Annotated in this window: 13 protein-coding genes; 4 read left to right on the top strand and 9 right to left on the bottom strand. The window is 65.9% G+C overall.

Annotated elements, in window-relative coordinates; genetic code table 11:
* Positions 1-58 precede the first annotated feature (58 nt).
* Positions 59-1294 (bottom strand): putative ABC transporter permease, encoded by a 1236-nt coding sequence (locus tag AC1AZA_RS08185; protein ID WP_476514168.1) that lies wholly within the window; start codon positions 1292-1294, stop codon positions 59-61.
* Positions 1295-1459: 165 nt separating this feature from the next.
* Between AC1AZA_RS08185 and AC1AZA_RS08190 the strand changes: the two genes are divergently transcribed.
* The 3 genes from AC1AZA_RS08190 to AC1AZA_RS08200 are packed head-to-tail and all read left to right on the top strand — an operon-like array spanning position 1460 to position 7049.
* Positions 1460-4165 carry a YhgE/Pip domain-containing protein gene (locus tag AC1AZA_RS08190; RefSeq protein WP_476514169.1) on the top strand — a complete coding sequence of 902 codons (2706 nt, stop codon included), beginning with the start codon at positions 1460-1462 and terminating at the stop codon, positions 4163-4165.
* Entirely contained in the window at positions 4162-6348 is a 2187-nt protein-coding gene (locus tag AC1AZA_RS08195) for a YhgE/Pip family protein (RefSeq protein WP_476514170.1), read from the top strand. Before AC1AZA_RS08190 ends, AC1AZA_RS08195 begins: the two co-directional genes overlap by 4 nt.
* 8 nt (positions 6349-6356) lie before the next feature.
* Positions 6357-7049 carry a TetR/AcrR family transcriptional regulator gene (locus AC1AZA_RS08200; protein ID WP_476514171.1) on the top strand — a complete coding sequence of 231 codons (693 nt, stop codon included), beginning with the start codon at positions 6357-6359 and terminating at the stop codon, positions 7047-7049.
* 59 nt (positions 7050-7108) lie between these two features.
* On the opposite strand, the gene AC1AZA_RS08205 is transcribed toward AC1AZA_RS08200, so the two are convergent.
* The gene (locus AC1AZA_RS08205) at positions 7109-9076 is read right to left on the bottom strand and encodes a serine hydrolase (RefSeq protein ID WP_476514172.1); all 1968 of its coding nucleotides are present in this window, start codon (positions 9074-9076) and stop codon (positions 7109-7111) included.
* 273 nt (positions 9077-9349) lie between these two features.
* Between AC1AZA_RS08205 and AC1AZA_RS08210 the strand changes: the two genes are divergently transcribed.
* Positions 9350-10711: an ATP-binding protein gene (locus AC1AZA_RS08210; RefSeq protein ID WP_476514173.1), complete on the top strand. Its 1362-nt coding sequence runs from the start codon at positions 9350-9352 to the stop codon at positions 10709-10711.
* Between the two features lie 55 nt (positions 10712-10766).
* Here the strand turns inward: AC1AZA_RS08210 and AC1AZA_RS08215 are convergent, their stop codons facing one another.
* The 7 genes from AC1AZA_RS08215 to AC1AZA_RS08245 form a co-directional block, all read right to left on the bottom strand.
* Positions 10767-11333, bottom strand: a complete 567-nt coding sequence (locus AC1AZA_RS08215; RefSeq protein ID WP_476514197.1) for an FMN-binding protein — start codon at positions 11331-11333, stop codon at positions 10767-10769.
* Between the two features lie 122 nt (positions 11334-11455).
* A complete protein-coding gene (locus AC1AZA_RS08220; protein ID WP_476514198.1) occupies positions 11456-12253 on the bottom strand; it encodes an ABC transporter ATP-binding protein in 798 nt (265 codons plus the stop codon).
* A 28-nt stretch (positions 12254-12281) separates the two neighbouring features.
* Positions 12282-13517 carry an ABC transporter permease gene (locus AC1AZA_RS08225; protein ID WP_476514174.1) on the bottom strand — a complete coding sequence of 412 codons (1236 nt, stop codon included), beginning with the start codon at positions 13515-13517 and terminating at the stop codon, positions 12282-12284.
* A gap of 66 nt (positions 13518-13583) precedes the next feature.
* Positions 13584-14912 carry an ABC transporter permease gene (locus tag AC1AZA_RS08230; RefSeq protein WP_476514175.1) on the bottom strand — a complete coding sequence of 443 codons (1329 nt, stop codon included), beginning with the start codon at positions 14910-14912 and terminating at the stop codon, positions 13584-13586.
* Positions 14913-14959: 47 nt separating this feature from the next.
* Positions 14960-16237 (bottom strand): Fe-S-containing protein, encoded by a 1278-nt coding sequence (locus AC1AZA_RS08235; protein WP_476514176.1) that lies wholly within the window; start codon positions 16235-16237, stop codon positions 14960-14962.
* 123 nt (positions 16238-16360) lie between these two features.
* Positions 16361-17056 carry an iron transporter gene (locus AC1AZA_RS08240; RefSeq protein ID WP_476514177.1) on the bottom strand — a complete coding sequence of 232 codons (696 nt, stop codon included), beginning with the start codon at positions 17054-17056 and terminating at the stop codon, positions 16361-16363.
* A gap of 96 nt (positions 17057-17152) precedes the next feature.
* Complete coding sequence (locus AC1AZA_RS08245) at positions 17153-19006, bottom strand: FTR1 family iron permease (RefSeq protein WP_476514199.1); 1854 nt, start codon at positions 19004-19006, stop codon at positions 17153-17155.
* Positions 19007-19170: the final 164 nt, after the last annotated feature.

The raw sequence follows: 19170 nt of genomic DNA on the forward strand, positions 1-19170 counted from the left end.
ACCCTGTAAAGCCAGGAGCCGCGCACGGCTCGCCCCGCACGCGGTCAGCCGGAGCCTCCTACACGCGCCCCGCGTTCCCCGGCGTCATGGTCATGCCGGGGAACCGCTCCCGCATGACCGCATCCCCGTAGTGCCGCGCGAAGAAGCGCGCCGCCGAGGAGTCCTGCGGCAGGCCCACGGCCCGCATGTACCAGCAGTCGTAGGCCATGAGGGTCATGATCCCGTCCGCGAACAGCAGGGCGAACAGCACGGCGGTCAGCGAGTACCGCCACTTCCACGGGATGCGGTTGACGAGCCGGACGAGCCGGGGCAGCACGAGCTTGATCCACGCGAGGCCGAGCAGCCCCCAGAACATCATATACTTGCCGCTCGTGCGCCCGCCGATGGACAGCCACTGGCCGGTGTAGTCCCAGGAGACAATGCCGAACGCCACTTCAAGGAACCAGCTGGAGCAGAATTCGAACGCGCCGCCTATCACGGCCGAGGCGAGGTAGATGACCGCGAAGTTGAGCCGGTAGAGCCGGTTGAGGCAGATGGTGAGGATGCACGCGCCGAAGCCGTAGATCGGCGACAGCGGCCCGTAGAGCATGCCGGCGCGGTTCATCCACGTGCCGGTCACCGCTCCTACGTAGAGGACTTCGATGACCCACCCGGCAAGGCAGCCCACGAAGAAGATCCAGATGATGTTGAAGAAATCGAGCGCCGCATAGCCCCGGCCGGTCGGGTCGCGACCCACCATGCCACGGGCGAGCGCGGCCTCGTAGTCGTCCCGCTCGTCCATGAGCCACAGCGTGCGCTGCAGGCGGCGTTCCTCGCGCAGGCCGGGATCCGCGGTCACGGAGATCACTACGAGCAGCGCCAGCTGGACCAGCGGCACGAGCAGTTGGAGGCCCAGACCGCTGAGCGCCAGATCGAGCAGGGCGCTGAGGATGGTCGGCACCATGAGCGCGTAAGCCCATCGGGCCGCGTGGCGGCGTCGGTTGGTGAGGATAAAGACGCCGAAGATCACCAGTCCCACCGCATTGGCCAGCGTCACGATCGTCTGCATAACGGCCAGAATGAACGTGAGGGACGCAGGGCGGATGTCCGGCAGCCAGTCCAGACCGACGTTGATGCCGACCAGTATGACCGTCACGATCATCAGCGCGAACAGCAGCAGGGTGATCACGCCGTCGATGAGCACGAGCACGCCGTAGACGCGCGCGAGCAACGGCAGGCGTTGCCGGTCCAGCGCGGTTTCGGTGTCATCCGCCATGCACAGCTCCGTTCCCTGTCTCGCGTTCCCAGCGGTCATGCCCCCCATTGTAGGGCGAGCCCGCCGCAGGGGCCGCACCGCCCGCCATGCATCCGGCCCGCACCACCCGATCGACACTGCGGCGCCGACTGTCGTCCACCGGTCCGCCCCGACCGCCCGCCATGCTACGCTACATCACGCGTAGCGCTACGAATGGCGTAGCGCATGGGCAATCGAGGAAACAACCGGGGAAAGGGCGAGCGCGGCATGAACAACGTGTGGCAGATCGTCAGGCGCGATGCGCTGCGACTGTTCAAGGTTCCCACGGCGTGGGTGATCGTCTTCGGTCTGATCGCCATACCGGCGCTGTACGCGTGGGTGAACATCGTGGGTTTCTGGGACCCGTACAGCAACACGCGGTCCATCGCCGTGGCCGTGGCCAACGAGGACGAGGGCGCCAGCAACGCGCTCATGGGCGAGATGCATCTGGGCGACCAGGTGGAGGACCAGCTCAGGCAGAACACGCAGCTCGGGTGGCGCTTCATGGACGAATCGGACGCCATGCGCGCGGTGGAGTCCGGTGAAGTGTACGCCACGATCGTCATCCCCAAGGACTTCAGCGCCCGCATGGGCGCCCTGGCGACCGGCAGCGCAGACCGCCCGAGCATCGACTATTACGTCAACGAGAAGGCCAACGCCATCGCCCCGAAGGTCACGGACGTCGGCGCGAACACGCTCGACCAGACCATCAATGCCACGTTCGTCTCCACGGTGAGCCAGGTGATCGCCACCGCCGCGAACACCGCGCTCGGGCAGGCCGGCGACTCGGCGGATTCGGCGAAGCAGACGATCGCACAGAACGCCACGGACGCCAAGAACAACGTGACCGCCGTACGCGGCAAGATCGCCACGCTCACCGCCGAGCTCGACCAGACGCCCGACAAGATCACCACCGCGCGCGAATCGATCGCCACCGCCGCGCAGGTGGGCGACGACGTGTCGAAGGCGCTCGGCCAGAGCTCCACGCTGATCGCGAACGCGCAGACCGCGGCCGGCACGTTCGGCTCGTCCCTGTACGGCACGCTCGACCAAGGCTCGCTGATGCTGTCCCAGGCATCCTCCGGCGCCAATCTGGGCGTGGGCGCGGTCACCTCCGGTCTCACGCAGGCTCAGCAGCACATCGGCTTCGCCATCGGCGTGGGGCAGGCCGTCAACACGGCGAACGGCGAACTCATCGGCAGGCTCGAAGCGCTCAACCAGCCGTCCCTCAACGCCGTCCTCGTCCAACTCAAGGCGGAGAACGCCAAGACCGCCGGCACGCTCAAGGACCTCGCCACGCTCAACACGGACGCCACGGCCACCACCACGAGCGTCGGCAACGCGGCAAACAGCCTCAACACCGCCACGCAGTCCACGCTGGCCACGCTGGGCGGCGCACGGGACACACTGTACGGCACCACGCTCCCGCAGCTGAACAACGGACTCGTGGGCCTCGCCGGGGCCAGCGGCGAGCTGAGCGCCACGATCGCCAGCCAGCGAGCGCTCATCGACCAGACCAACACCGTGCTCGACCAGCTCGAATCGACGCTGACCACCGCGCGCAACGCCCTGACCCAGACGGACAAGAGCCTCGCCACGGTGGAAACCCGCCTCGACACGGTCGCCACCGACGTGCAGGCCCTGTCCGGCTCGGCGCTGGCGGAGCAGCTGTTCGGCAAGGACGGCGCACTGGACGTCTCCAAAATCGCCGACTTCATGATGTCCCCCACCGTGCTCAGCACACAGACCCTCTACCCGCTCAACTCGTACGGCAGCGGCATGGCCCCGCTGTTCACGGACCTGTCCATGTGGGTGGGCGCATTCGCCCTGGTGGTGATCATCAAGCTCGAAGTGGACGACGAAGGCCTCGAGGATCTGCGCCTGACCGCCACGCAACGCTACCTGGGACGCTGGCTGCTGCTCGCCCCCATGGCCGTGGCGCAGGCCCTGCTCGTGACCGCCGGCGACCTCATTCTGGGCGTGCAGGCCGTGAACGCCCCCATGTTCATGCTCACCGGCGTCATCACCTCGTTCACCTACCTGAGCCTCATCTACGCGCTCGCCACCACGTTCCAGCACGTGGGCAAGGGCCTGTGCGTGCTGCTGGTGATCGTGCAGATCCCCGGCGCCTCGGGCCTCTACCCGATCGAGATGATGCCGGACTTCTTCCGCAAGGCCTACCCGTTCTTCCCGTTCACGTATTCGATCGACGCGATGCGCGAGACGATCGGCGGCTTCTACGACGGCATGTGGCTCAGGAACGTGGCGCTGCTCCTGGTGTTCGTGATCGTCTCGTTCACGCTCGGCATCGCCGTCCGTCCGTATCTGGCGAACCTCAACGCGCTGTTCGCCCGGCAGATCAGGGAAAGCGACATGATCGTGGGCGAGGAGTTCCACACGCCCGGCCGCGGACCGAAGCTCTCGCAGGCCATCCTCGCGCTCGCCGACCACGAGGGCTACCGCCGGTCGATCGAGCTCAAGGCCGCCAAGTTCGCGGCCCTCTACCCCAAGCTCAAGCGCGGAGCCCTGGCGGCCGGCATTCTGGTGCCCGCCGTGTTCTGCGTGGTGTTCGGCATCAACACGGACTGGAAACTGGCGGCGCTGGCCAGCTGGATCATCTGGCTGCTGCTCATCATCGGCTTCCTCATCGTGATCGAGACGACCCGCGACCGTCTGGAGCGGCAGATGGCGCTGGGCACGCTGAGCGACGATGCGATCCGCCGGCTGCTGTACGAGCACGAGCGGCAGCGCCACGCGTCCCGCCGTTCGCCGTTCGCCAGCGTCTGGCGCGATCGGCCCGAGGACCGTGGGGACGGCCAAGACATGGCCAATGAGGCGGATTCCGGCCCCGCCGCAACCGGCCGGACGACGACGGGGAGGCATGCGGCATGAGCAAGGTGTTCCGACTGTTCGCAGGCGATGTGCGGCGCATGTTCAGCAACATCGTCTCCATCATCATCGTGATCGGACTGACGGCCATTCCCGCCGTGTTCACGTGGTTCAACGTGGCCGCCAGCTGGGATCCGTTCTCCTACACCGGCAATCTCAAGTTCGCCGTGGCCAGCGAGGACGAGGGCTATACGAGCGATCTCATGCCCATGAAGATCACCGTCGGGGATACGGTCCTTTCCGCACTGAGGGCCAACAGCCAGCTCGACTGGACGTTCACCAGCGTCGATCAGGCCATCGACGGCACAAAATCCGGCGAATACTATGCGGCCGTGGTGATTCCCAAGGACTTCAGCCGCAACATGATGACGTTCTTCACCGAGGACGCCAAGCACGCCACGATCGTCTACTACCAGAACGACAAGAAGAACGCGCTGGCACCCAAGGTGACGGGTCAGGGGGCTGACGAGGTGTCCGCGCAGGTCAATCAGATCTTCGCGCAGACCATCGGCAACGTGGCGCTGAGCCTGGCCAAGGGGCTCGTGACGCAGCTGAGCCAGCCCGAGGCGCAGCAGCGGCTCACCGCGTTCAACGCCAACGTGACGTCCATCGCGGACGATCTCGATTCCCTGAGCTCCACCATCGATGCGTACGACGGTCTGCTGGACGCCTCCGGCACGCTGCTGACGAGCTCCACGTCCCTGCTCACCCAGGCGTCCGGCGCAGCCACGGGCATTACGGAAGGCGCCGATTCGGCGAAATCCTCTGCGGGTGACGTGGCCGGCGCACTGTCCGGCACTGCGGGAACGCTGTCCAAGGCGCTCGACTCCAGCGCGCAGAGCTTCGGCGCGGTGGGCACAAGCATCGACCAGCTGTACCAGAATGCCGGCAAGCAGGCGGACGACACCGCCACGGCCATTCGCAATCAGGCCTCGAACGTGGACGCGCAGATCAAGGAGTATCAGGCATTGCGCGCCTCGCTCGCCACGCTGATCGGCAAGCTCGACCCTGCCGCGCAGATCGCCGCCCAGCCGTTGCTGGACAAGCTTGACCTGAGCGTGGAGCGCCTGGAGGCGCTGCGCGACGGACTCAACGCCGGGGCCGATGCGGTGGCCGCCGGCAAGTCCACCGCCGAGCAGAGCCGGCAGAACGTCAAGGATCTGGCCGGTCAGGCCGTGCAGAGCGTCAACGATCTCAAGACCACCTACGCCGATTCGCTCAAGCCGCAGCTCGACGATCTGGCCGCCACGGTGACCGACGCCTCAAACAAGCTTGCGGGCACGTCCGGCAACCTCGGGACCGCGATGGCCGACTTGACCGATGCGGCCGGTTCCGCCTCCACCGCCGTCACGGACATGCGCACCACGCTCGCGGACGTGAAGACCAAGCTCTCCGACGCCTCGAAGGCCATGCGCGACTTCTCGGACAAGCTCGGCACCGCACTGAGCAGCGGGGACATGACCCAGGTCAAGGATCTCCTGTCCGGCGCGGACCCGGAGGCGCTGGCCACCACGCTGTCGTCCCCGGTGCAGCTCAACCGCCTGGCCGTTTTCCCGGTGGCGAACTTCGGTTCGGCCATGGCACCGTTCTATTCGGTGCTCTCGCTGTGGGTGGGCGCCCTGCTCACGGCCATCACCCTCAAGCCCACGGTGTCGCGCAAGGTGCGCCGCGAGCTGGGCGAGCCTTCCGCAGGCCAGCTGTATCTGGGCCATTTCGGCATCTTCGGGCTCATCGGCTTCCTGCAGAGCACGTTCCTCAACGGTGGCAGCCTGCTGTTCATGCACGTGCAGTCCGTGCATCCGTGGGCGTACATGCTCAGCGGCTGGGTCACGTCGCTCACGTTCATGCTCATCGTGTACACGCTGCTCGCCTCGTTCGGCAACGTAGGCAAGGCGCTGGGCGTGATCCTGCTCATTGTGCAGGTGTCCGGCGCGAATGGTGCCTACCCTCTGCAGGTGCTGCCGGCCCTGTTCCAGCGGGTCAGCCCGTTCCTGCCGGCCACGCATGCCATCCGTGCGTTCCGCTCGTCCATCGCGGGCATCTATCAGGGAGACCTATGGCAGGCGTTGGGCGCGCTGCTGCTGTTCATACCGCCCATGCTGCTGCTCGGGCTGGTGCTGCGCAAGCCGCTCATCCGGTTCAACACGTGGTACGTCGCCAAGGTCGAGTCGACCAAGCTGCTGTAGGAGCCGTCATGGAAGAGCATCGCAACACCCTGATCGCGGCGGCTCCCGCGCGGTCCGTCGCACCCGTCGCCAATGCCGTCCCGCCTGTGCCGTCCGCCGAAACCGCCACCGGTACGGGCACGGGAGCCGACGCGCCCCGAGGGCCGCGCTCACGTCTGACGCGCGAGGCCACGGACCGCAAGATCCTGCGTTCCGCCATGGAGATCGCCATGCAGCGCGGCATTGCCGGCGTCACCATCGAGGAGGTGGCCCGGCGCAGCGGCGTGGCCAAGACCACCATCTACCGGCGTTACGCGAACACCAACGACCTGCTGCGCCAGCTGCGTACGCTGGGCATGCCGAACCCGGCCGCATTGCGCGATCTGGAGCCCACCCGCGCCAATCTGGAACTGCTGTTGGGCGCGATGCTCAAGCGGTTCCGGTCGAGCATCGGCGTCAAGGCCGTGGGCATCGTGCTGTCGTCGGACGACGAGTTCTTCCATCACGTGGTCAACGGCACGATCCAGCCCGAGGAGCGTCGCTGCGAGGTGTTCTTCGAGCGTGGCGTGCAGGCGGGCGTGTTCCGCGCGGGCGTGGACGTGCGTTTCCTGTTCGGCACTGCCATCGGTTCCATGGTGACGTGCGAGGCGTTGGGCGACGAGGTGGGCGACGACTGGGTCTCGCGCATGGCCGACCTCATCTGGCCCGCCATCGCCGCCTGACCGAACCGTGTGACGAACCGCGCGGCGCGGCCCGTCACACGGTTACGCCGCGGCCCCGGTCACAGCTCGTCGTAGATAAGCAGGCTCGCCTGTGCGATCTTCGACCAGCTCGAATGATCGGTCATGATCACCATCGCATAGTCGCCCTTGTCGCAACGCACGATGGCCGCGTCGTGCAGCAGGGCGTTGAGGAAGCCGACCTTGTCCTGTACCACGCCGTCGGAGCCGATGCCCGTGGGGATGCCTTCGCGATAGACCTGCGTCTGCATGAGCGGGAACAGCTTGTCGGTGGAGGCCTTCGTGGCGATGGTGTTGTTGTAGTAGCCCTTGAGGATGGTGGCCAGGTCGTTGGGCGTGGTGCGCATGTTGCCGGGCGAGAAGTTGGTGTTGTTCGCGCCGATCGAATGCGCCTGCTGGGTCACGGTGTTGAAGCCGTACGCACGCAGCCACGCCTCGGGGCAAGCGTTATCCGAGTTAACGATCATGCGCGTCAGGCACGTGTTGAGCGTGGTGCCGTTGAGCGGGCTGTTCCACGTGAGCTTGCCGGATTCCACGGCCTGGAACATGGAGTAGGCGATGTACAGCTTGTACGTGCTGGCGGATGTCATCACGCCGTCCGCGTTGATCTGCAGCTTCGACTCCCCGGTCTTGAGGTCGTAGACGGCCACTTCGTAGGTCGCCTTGCCGAACAGCTGCTTGAGCTTGTCCTCTATGGACCCTTCGGTGGGCAGGTTCTCATACAGGGCCGCGTTGGTGATGGCGCGCGCGGTGACGGCCACCGGCTGGCTCTGCCCGGAGTTCAGCATGGCCGCCAGCGCATCCGCGGTCTTCGTCATGTCGATCGCGCGCGAGGCGCGGGCGTCCGTGGCGAACACGTCCGGCACGGCCTTGGCGGCCACGGCCTTCTTGGCCACTTCGAGCGCCACGCCCTTGGTCTTGAACACGTCGGTGAGCTTGGCGGAGTCCACGGTGGCGTTGAGCTTGGTGTTGTCCTTGGCGTCCTGCGTGACGCTGATCACGCCGGTCAGGTCCGCGGCGGGAACGGTCCACGAGCCGTCCCCGTACGTGAACGCCACGCCGCCGCCGAGGCCCGCCGTGAGCGTGGCGCGCAGCCGGTCTGCGGTTTCGGTGGAGACGGTCGGACTCACGACGCCGAGGTCCAGCGTGGCGTCCGCGAGGTCACCATCCGGGGAGACGCCGATGCTCCCGCCCGCCGCGGCGATGACGTCGCCCGGCTGGAACGTGTACCCCACCTGCGCGGGCACGGTGGCGAGCGTTCCGTCCTTGGCCTCCACGCCGGCGTTGCGCACCTCGGATTTCACCGGGGCCGACGCGGCGCCGACGGCCTGCGGCAGGTCGGCCGATGCGGTGTTGTGCACGAACAGCCAGGAGAACGGGATGATGCGCGCAAGGAACGAGTGCCGGGCGGCCTGGCCGGCGCGCTGCGCGTAGTCGACGGTGAGCCCCGCGTCCTTGGCGGGGACGGTCACCTTGGTTCCGGTGGCACGGTCGGTGAGCGTCACGTTGCGCGCGGCGACCTCCGCGTTGAGGCGAGCGGTCACGTCGCCGGCGCTCTGCCAGCCCACGGCATAGCCGTCGAGCTTGGCGAGCGGGTAGAAGCGGTCGGACGGCCAGAACAGCTGGAACAGTTCGATCAGCAGCAGCACGCCGAGCATGGCCACGAGGATGCGCCGGCGGGTGTATGTGCCGCCCTTGAGCACGGTCACACGCCCGTGGGCATGATGGGCCGCTCCGGCAGGCATTCCGCTACGTCCCGCACCGCCGGCACGCCGACGTCCTTCTCCGCCGTTGACGCCGTTCCCGTTGACGCGGACGTCGGCGTCGGCATCGTTGCCGGCTCCCCTGCCCGGGCCGTACGCATCGCCCGCGGGGATGCGCGGCGCGGCGACGTGGTCCGTCCGCCCCTCAGCCCGCGAGTAGTCCCCCACCAGGAACTCGGGGATCTCGGGTTGCGAGGGCCGGTCGTCGGACGGGGATGACGACGAGGAAGACACAGAACGAGGCATAATTCCACTCCACAGGTGCTCGGCAGATTGCCGACAGCTATTTTCACTGTCCCCCAGTCTCGCTCACAGGGCTGACACGCCGGCTCGGGCATCGTGTACGCCGGCGTTCTCGTTCTGCCCGCCGCCGGCATTATTTCGCCATGCCACGGCTCTTTCCGCATCGCAACTTCCCTAACTGGTCACTTTACTTTACCAATTCCGTAGAAATTGATACAATACCGTGACCAGTTGGACCTACAGACATCAAGTCGCGGCAGAGCAGGGGGCGGTACCATGAATCCGGTCATTCAGGAGAAACTGTCGAGCTTCACCATCGCCGATTACCTGCCCATCACTCCTCGGCAGCTTGATCTGGGCACGCCCTTCACACCCAGAATCGGCAATCTGGTCAAGGTGGTCGTCGGCATGCGCCGCAGCGGAAAAAGCTACCGGCTGTTCCAGGAAATGAACGCGCTGCACGAATCGGGCATCGGATGGGACCGCATCTGCTATTTCAACTTCGAGGACGACCGTCTCGGCATCGTCACGCCCGCTACCGGCGACGCCGTGCTCGACGCATTTTGGTCGTCCCATCCGCAGGCCATCGAGGAAGGCACATACCTGTTCTTCGATGAGCTGCAGGAAATGCAGGACTGGGGAGCCTGGCTGCGACGGATCGTGGATACGGTCAAGGCCACCATCTACGTCAGCGGATCATCGTCGAAGATGCTCTCAAAGGAGATCGCCACCGAATTCCGCGGCCGGGCGTTGGATTTTGAGCTGCTTCCGTTCTCCTTCGCGGAATTCGCCGACGCACGCGGGTTGATTGCGGGAAGCAACTGTCCGTCGCAGGCATTCTCCACGCAGGACCGCATTCTCTTGTCCAATGCACTGCACGAGTATCTTGATTGCGGAGGTTTCCCGGCGACCATCGATTTGCCGACGCCTCAGCGCATCGCCCTGTTGCAGTCATATGTCCAGCGGGTAGTGGCAAGCGACGTGGTCGAACGCCACGACATCGCGCGGCCGCGGGTGGCTGGAGCCCTGGCCCGAGGGGCATTGGGATCCAACGGCAGGCAGATGTCGGTACGCAAGATAGAGAACGATCTGCGTTTGCTCGGCATGCCCACCAGCCGCAAACTGCTCGGCGACCTGCTGGAATACTTCGAGGAAGCCTACCTCCTCTTCCGCATGTGCGAATTCTCCATGTCGTTGAGCGAGCGAACCACATCCGTGCCCAAGATCTACGCGATCGACCCCGGTCTGGCCGCCGCAATGTCCGTGGCCGGCTCGCGTGACGAGGGGCAACGTCTGGAGAACGCCGTGTACTTGGAACTGCGCCGTCGCAATGTCGGGTTCCGCCGGGATGGCATCTCGTCCTGCCGAACGCGCAACCATGGCTATGAAATCGACTTTGTGGTCGGCGACGCCCTCTCCGGTCAGACCTACGAACCCTATCAGGTGACCGATTCCATGGATTACGCCACAACCCGGGAACGCGAGACGCGCGCCCTGTGGGAGCTCATGGAGGAGCAGCAGCTCCGCGAGGGCACCATCATCGTCGCGGACGGCGAGCCCCGCGAATACCGCCGTGACGACCTCCCCGGTTGCGTCATTCACCAGATTCCGGCATGGCGGTGGCTGCTGCGGCGGTAACAGCCGGCAAGCTCCTCGCTGTCGCGTCCGAAACCTGCAAACCGCCGTCACCACCCTACTGGATGGACGCCTCCTCGCGGGCCACCTTGAGCGCCTCGTTGAACGCGTCGGACGTCCAGCTGGCCCCCGCCACGGTGTCGATCTTGAGGTCCTTGAGGGGCTTGCCGTCCACCACGCCGTTGATCGCGGCCGCGAAGTCGTCCTGATGCCCCTTGGAGATGGAGGTGAACGGGTGCCCGACCACGTCCACGCGCTCCACGTTGCCATTCTTGACGGTGACGGTCACATCGATGGTGTCCTCGCCGATGGGCCCGTACACGCCCTGCACCTTGTAGTCGCCGTCCGCGTAGTTGCCGGTGTCCTGCTTGTCGGATGTGGGCTGGCTGTGCGTGGATTGCGCAGTGGGGTTCGTGGCGTTGGAGGTGTCCGCGCCGGCATCCGCGCTGGTTTCGCCCGAGTCGCCCGCGTACTCGTCGTTCATGGGCACGGCCTTGGGCTCGCCGCAGCCGGACAGCAGCGCCAGACCGGCTGCCGTGAGCGCCACGGCCTTGACCGCCACGCCCTTCGCCGCCGCATTCTTCCGCTCATCGATCGTCTCGTTCACCATCATCGTCTCCAACATCCCTGGCATGCCGGGCCGCGCACTCCGCACCCGCCGCATTCGTTCGTCCATTATCGCAGATTGAGCGAATCCGCTGCCACGCAGCCCGATCCGCCCGGCCCCGACCGCGTAGCTCAGCCCGCTCAGGCCTCGCCGCCGGTCTTGGCCGCCTTGGTCGGGTCCGCGAACCCGATGGCCGTCTCCCCGCGCTGCGCGTCCTCGGCGGTGGACCCGGTGGACGCCGGCTTGCCGCCCTCGGCCTCGTAAGCAGCCCGCGCGGCCTCGTCGTTCCACTTCTCCCCCACAAGCACGCCGTGGTTGAGCATGATCTCACGTTCGGCGCAGCTGGCCACCAGCGCGTCGTGCGTGACCACGATGATCGTGGTGCCCTGCTCGTGCAGCTGGCGGAACAGGTCGAGCACGATCTTCTCATTCTTTTCGTCCAGATTGCCGGTGGGCTCGTCGGCCAGAATGATCTTGGGGCAGTTGATGAGCGCGCGGGCCACGCACACGCGCTGCTGCTCGCCGCCAGACAGCTGGCCGGGCAAGTGGTGGGCGCGGTCCTTGAGGCCTACGCGCTCAAGGGCGGCCAGCGCCTCCTTCTCGTCCACCACGGAGTGGTAGTACTGCGCCACCATCACGTTCTCCACGGCCGTCAGATGCGGCACCAGGTAGAACTTCTGGAACACCAGGCCGATCATGTTCTTGCGCACATCCGCCAGCTGCGTGGCGTTGAGGTCCTCGAGCTTGCGGCCCTCGAGCTTCACCGAGCCCTTGGAGGGCGTGTCCATGCAGCCGATCATGTTCATGAGCGTGGTCTTGCCGGAGCCGGACGAGCCGACGATCGCCAGCCATTCACCGGCCGGCACGGTGAGCGACAGATCGTCCACGGCCTTGAGATCGCCGTAGATCTTGGAGATGTGGTCGAGTTCAAGCAGCATAGTCATGGGTTCTCCTTTATTCCGTGGGTTATTCCTCACGCAGCACGATGGCCGGATCGATGCGGGTGGCGCGGTGGACCGGCGGCACGGACGCGATTACGGCCACCAGCATGGACAGCACGACCGAGGCCGCGGCCAGCCACCAGTTGAAGCCGAGCGAGCGTTGGAAGACGGCGGTGGTCAGGGCGAGCGCGAACCCGTAGCCCACACCGGTGCCGAGCAAGCCGCCTACGAGCCCGTACACCGCGGATTCGGCGTAGAATTCCGCGCCGATGCTCTTCGAGGAGGCACCGAGCGCCTTGCGCAGGCCGATCTCGTTGCGCCGCTGGGAGACGATCGAGCTGATCGTGGTACCCACGCCCACGAGGGTCAGCACCAGCACCACGAGCGAGACGATCCAGAAGAGGGTCTGCAGCATGGTGATGATGCGCGTGTCGGACGCGGTGATCTTGGTGACCTGCTGCGCCTTGACGTGCATGGAGGTCATGGCGTTGATGCTGTCGACCAGCGCGGTCAGGTCGTCGCCACCCAGATCCACAGAGTATTCGATCACGTCCACGCCTCGCGTGCTGCCGGTGAGCTTGGCCACGTCGTCGACGTCGGCGTAGATGATCGAGTCCTCGCTGCCGCCGGTGTCCACGATGCCGGCCACACGGAATTCGGTGCCGGACGTGTCCATGATGTCGCTGGAGACGCGCCCGTCCTGCGTCTGCTGCGCGGACGGGGACGCAGAAGCGGATGCTTCGGAAGTCCCGGCAGCGTTGTCCGACGCGCGGTAGGCGATCTTCATGCCCGAACCGACCTTCAGCCCCATCGCGTCGGCCACGTCGCGCCCCACGAGCACCTTGCCTTCGCTCGGCCAGTCGCCTTCCACGCTCCAATGGTGGTTGAGGTCCTCCACGTCGGCGGGGTTCACGCCGGCCATCACGTACGGCGCCGCGTTGACGCGCACGTTCTCGTAGCGGTACGTGGCGTGCTTGGCCGCGCCCTTGGCGGCCACCATCTCGCCGGTGTGCTCCACCATCGCGTCGTCTATGCCGGCCTTGTCGCCGCTGGCCGTGGCATCGGCGGGCGTCACGATCAGGTTCGCGCCGTACGCGCGCATCTCCTGATTCATCTGCTGCGGCACGGCGATGCAGATCATCGCCAGGCAGAACAGCGTGGCCGCGCCCACCAGCGAGGCCACCACGGCCATGACCGCGCGCGAACGGCGGCGGAACACGGCGCTGAACAGCATTCTGAAGAACATGCCGGTGTTGGTCATCGGGTCATTCCTCCTTCCCTACGCACTTGACTACGCACCTTCCCACGCAACCCGCGATCGCCGAACTCACCGCCCATGGAGCACCTCCGCGGGCCTGAGGCTCAGAATCGATCGGATCGACGATGCGGACGCCACCAGCACGGTGAGCGCCAGCAGCACGAACACGAGTACGAACACCATGGGCCGCATGGTGATGCCCGATCCGAACACCACATGCCCTATGATCTGCGCCACGCCGGATCCGAGTCCCGCGCCCACGATCGCGCCGAGCAGCGAAATCGCTGCGGTCTCGGCCATCATGAGCCGCGAAACCGCCCCGTCGGTTGCGCCGATCGCCTTGAACAGCGCCAATTCCGCGGACCGCTCGCCGATCGAGGCGACCATGAGGTTGGCCACGGCCACGGCTGCGGCGATCAGGCTCAGTGCGGTCATGAGGATCATCACGGCCTGCGTCTTCTGCAGCACATTGCCCTGCAACGCGGCCACCTGACGCACCTGCTTGGCCACCGCACCGGGGATCACCTCCTCGATCTGGTAGGCGATGGAGCTCGGGTAGGCGGTGCAATACCACGTTTCCCATTCGTCCTGACTGAGTGCGGCAGGATTGCGCGACGCCTTGCGCGCCAGATCGTTCTCCGGGGTGGTCAGGGCCTTGACCTCGATCTTGTCCACCGAGTCGGGCAGCCCGGCGAGCTTCTGCGCCACGGAGGACGGCAGGTAGACGGACCCGTTCTCGTCGTCGCCGGAATCGTACACGCCAACCACCTTGAGTGTGACGGCGTTGTCCGTCCCGTCGGCGGCGGTCTTGGCCAGATGCAACTGCCCGCCCACGCCGAGTCCGAGCCGCGAGGCCAGATCGGCGCCGACCATAGCCTCCTCGGTGTCATCCTTGGGCCACGCCCCCTGCACCTTCCACCACGAGCGCATGCCCTGCACGCCGGCCACGGTGGTCTCGCCCGAGTCGAGTTTCAGGGTCTTGTGGAACCACGTGCCCACGATCGGCACGCTCTGTGCGGCCTGCGAACCGTCAGACCCGGCGGACGCCTGCGCGTGCACGTTGAGCTGCGGCGCGAAGCTGGTGATGTTGAACGCCCAGAAGATCGTCTTGATCTTGGGCGCGTCGGATTCCTTGAGAAACGCGGTCGGGTCGGTCTGGGAGGACGGCGAACCCGCGTCGGTGTTGTACAGGTCGGACACCACGGCGTCGGACTTGGGCTGCACCACGATGTTCGAGCCGTACGTGCTCAGCTCGGCGTTGAGCTTGTCTCCCACGTCGAACACCACGCCCAGCATGGCCACGCTCACCGTGGCGGACAGGCACACCGTGAGCGCTATGAGCAGGCGCCGGCGCAGCTGCCGCGTGAACGACCGTGCGATCATACGCATAAAGAACATGGCAAATCCCGCCTTTCAGTCTTTCGCAGCCGTCAAGGTCATCGCAATCACCGGAAGTGGGCGCTCAGCGCGTCCAGATCGGCGGTCTGGATGGTGATCTGCCCGTTGCCGGTCTTGTACGGGAACGGCACCGGGTTGCAGCCGCCCCTGAAGCCGATGGTCGCCAGATTGATGGCCACCTCGCACTTCTTGCAGATGATCTTGCCGTCCTTCTCGTAGTAGCCGGCGTCGCCGCAGTTCTCGCAGGCGTCCAACCCTATGCCGTATGCACCGCCGTTCTTCTTGATGATGATGAATCGCATCACGGTCCCGTCGGCCGCCTTGTATTCGAAGCGGTGCAGATGCCCGTCCTCCACCTGGCTGAACGGGATGGTGGCCACGCCGTCGGCCAGCGCGTAGGCTTCCGGGGGAGACAGCGTGACGGTCTGCTGCGTGGCCGCCTTGCCCACGGTGAGCGTGCACGTCACGGCGATCATGGCCACGAGGCTCCACGCGGCGGCGGCGATCGCGCGGCGGCGCAGCGCCTTATGGCTGCGGACCTGGGCCTCGTTGAGGTCCGGCACGTTCCGGGTCTTCATGCGGAAGCCCGTCACCACGGAGGCGACCGCGGGGATGAGGAACACGAACGTCTGGGCCAGGATCATCTGCGTGTTGTGGTTGATGGACCACGCGAGCGCCACGAACATGGTGTGGGTGAAGCGCATGCGCCGCGCCTGCAGGATCTGCATGAGGCCCGTGAAGTGCTGTACGAGCAGGATCGCCATCATGAGCGCCACGGCCGCGGTGAACGCCCAGCGCACGGCGGTGGAACGCATGGTGCGGAAGATCGCCGCCACCGTGATCGACGCAACCACGCCCAGCACGAATCCGAGCGCGCGCAGCAGCATGGCGGAGGTGAACACGGGGGCGTCCGGCTCCACCCAGATGGTCAGCTGCAGGATCACGTCCGGCAGCGCATAGAACACGGTGAGCGCGATCTGCAACGCGGCCACGAGGTTCGCCGCGTGCATGAGCACCCGGTGCCTGGTCCAGTTGCGGGTGATCGCGGGCGCGGCCAATACCGTCGCCAAGGCGAGCACGTCCACGATCACCGCGCACACGAGCACCGGATAGTTCACGAAGGTGCGCTGGTTGATGACTGCCGTGGCTCTGAGACCGGCGAACACGATCGCCGCCGCGAGACCGATCAGCAGCCCCCACAGCCGCCAGTGCGCGCTGATCGGCTTGTCCCTGCCCTCGCCCACGGCGAGCATGACGCTCAGGCACATGACGAGCAGCGCGGGGGCCAACGTCCCCGGCATCACCGTAACGAATTGTTCAAGCATGCGCACCCTTTCCGGACTATCGAGTGATTGCAAACACGACCGCAAACATGACGAATGCTCCTCCCGTGCTTGGGAGGAGCATAGACTCTCATTCAGCGGTCATTGAATCGCCAAATGCGATTCTCACCACTGACGCGGAGCGTAGTCCCAGTTGTCGAAGGTGACCTCGATCGGCTCGGTCCAGAAGTGGCCCTTGACACCGGTCTCCGGGTCGACGTGCAGCATCCAGCCCTTGGCGGCCGGGGACTCGATGGAGAGCTTGAGCTGGTAGGTGCCGGCCTTGTCGAGCTTCACGTTGGCGCCGTAGTGCGGGCCGTCGGAGGCGTTCATCTGCATGAAGGTGCCGGAGGTGGCCTTGCCGCCCTCGACCTCCTTGCCGGTGGACTTGTCGATGATGGTGTAGTTCACGGTCAGGTCGGGAATGAAGTCACCCTTGCCGTAGCCCAGATCGACGGCCTGCTCGTTGCCGTGGATGTCGGCTTCGAGGTGGAAGCTCGCGTCGGCGGCCTTGAGGCCCATGGAGGCGGGCTCCATGTCGATCGGCTGGAAGTAGACGGCGCCCACGGTCAGCGGGCCGGCCTCCTGGTCCTGCTCCTCGGCGGTGCCGGAGGGGCCGACCGGGACTTCCTCGAAGCCCGCGCCCGCATCGGAGGAACCGGAGTCGGAAGCGGAGGCGTCGGAGGAGGCGGCCGCGGAGGACGAGGAGGTGTTCGACGCGGCGGAGCCGTTGGACGCGGTGGAGTTGCCGCACGCGGCCAGGGAGAAGGCCATGGAACCGGCGAGCAGAACGCCGAGCAGCGTGGTGATGTTCTTCTTCATTTTCTTGTTTCCTTTTCTCTGTGTGAATGGGTATTCACGTGTCTGATTGATTCGGGGGGTAAGTCTTGTCTGCGGCGGTCCGGCTGCGGCGTCCGGTCACTTGCCGGCTGCGGCGGTCCCGGCGGATGCGGAGACCTCTGCGGTTTCGCCCGCATCGGCGGTCTTCCTGTTGCGGCGGTCCTTGGCGAAACCGACCGCGAACAGCACGATCACCGCCACGGCGGCAATGGCCTGCGCCACGATCGTCTCCACATACGGGTAGAAGCCGAGCCAGTCGTTGGTGGTCACGCCGGTCAGGTAGGTGCCGGCCACCAGATCGCCCTCGATGAGCGCATGCACGCCGCCGCCCGCGAAGATGACCACGAGTACGGCCATGAGGATCGAGGTGACCAGGAAGAACGGGCCGATCGGGATCTTCACGGAGGTGAAGCGGATGATGAGGAAGATGATCACCAGCACCACGGCCGCCGCGATGCCGCCGATCCACATGCCCTGCGAATCCTGGCTCATCGAGTAGATGGACTGGTAGAAGATCACGGTTTCGGCACCCTCGCGGAACACGGCGAGGAAGCTCAGCATGGCCAGCGAGAACACCATGCCCGCGGTCACGCTTTCGCCGGCCGCCAGCGCGTTCCCGGCCTTGCCCACGGCCGCTTCGGTCTTCTTCCGGATGTACTTGTTCCAGGAGGCGACCGAGCGCTTGTTGAGCATCCAGTTGCTCGTCCACAGCAACATGAGCGTAGCGATCAGCGCGCACACGCCTTCCATGATCTCCTGCAGCGGGCCGGACCCGCCGAACGCAAGCACGAAGATCACCGCGATCACGCCGGCACCCGCAATGCCCGCCACGATGCCGAGGTAGATCCACTTGACAAGCTTCTTGTTGCCGGACTTGACGAGGTACGCGATGATCGCCGCGCACACGAGCAACGCCTCGAGCCCCTCACGGATGAGGATGATGAACGCCTGACCGATCGAGCTGGTGATGAACTTGGTGAAGCCGTTCTGCTGCGCGCCGCCGTTGCCGTCGAGAATGCCGGCGTCAGTGACGAGCATGTCCTTCAACTGGTCCACGAGCTGCTTGGTGGCCTGAAGGTCCTCGCCCTTGTTCATGGACGAGCGGATCTCCTTGAACTGGTATTCCACCTGGGAAACGCGGCTGCCGCTGATGGCGTTCATCACGTTCTTCTCGAAGCCGAGCTTCTCGTAGTACTGGTAGTAGGCCTCGTTGACGAGTGTGGCGCCCTTCGCGCCGTCGCCGCCCTCGTACGCCTGATACGCGTTGTCGAGGATCGGGACCATCTCGTTGGCCACGTCGGTCCACGAGCGGCTGCCCTTGCCGGGGTTCGGCTTCTTGGCGGCGTCGAGCTGCTTGCGCTCCTCGGCCAGCTGGGCCTGCAGCGCGGCGGCGTAGTCGCGGGGCTTGGCAACGTCGGACTTGGCGTCGAGCTGCTTGGCGGAATCGTTGAGATCGGCCACGAGGGACTTGATCTGCTCTTCGAGCTTCGCGTCGTTGCCGGGCACGTAGGAAAGGTTCTGGATGTCCTGGAACGCCTGCTGCTGGCCGGACTGCTTGTCCGCGCTCAGCGAGTCGCGCACTACGGCGGTCAGGTTGGAGGCCACGTAGATCTTGTTGTACGCGCCCATGAACGCAGAGGTGGAGCCAGCCGTGTTGCCCGACCGGTATTCGTCGAGACCGTCCTGAAGCTGCTTGTCGATCGCGCTTGCCACCGCGGACCACGTATCGTAGTCGGTGGCGGAGGACGACGAGGACGAGGAGGACGCGCTGACCGACGGCGAGGCCGACGACCCCGCGTCCGCAGCGCTGGCGGGAGCAAGCGGCATCGCCAGCGTCGCCACCATCGCCAGCATGGCCGCAACGAGCGCAACGACTGCCGCCACCTTGGCGGCAATCCGGCTCGATGGCCTTCCCGGCTCGATGGGCGACATGACGACGCGCGACTGCATAACCCGTTCCTCTCGTTGTGCCGGCTCTCCACAGGCCCCGGGGCGTGGCAAGGCGCCGGCCCGAAATCCAGAGCACAACCGTAAGGGAAACGCGGTCAAAAAAACAGTCTTGTTTTCCAATTTTTTTTGGCGTATACTGCGCCCGC

The organism is Bifidobacterium sp. LH_389 (genome assembly GCF_056357235.1).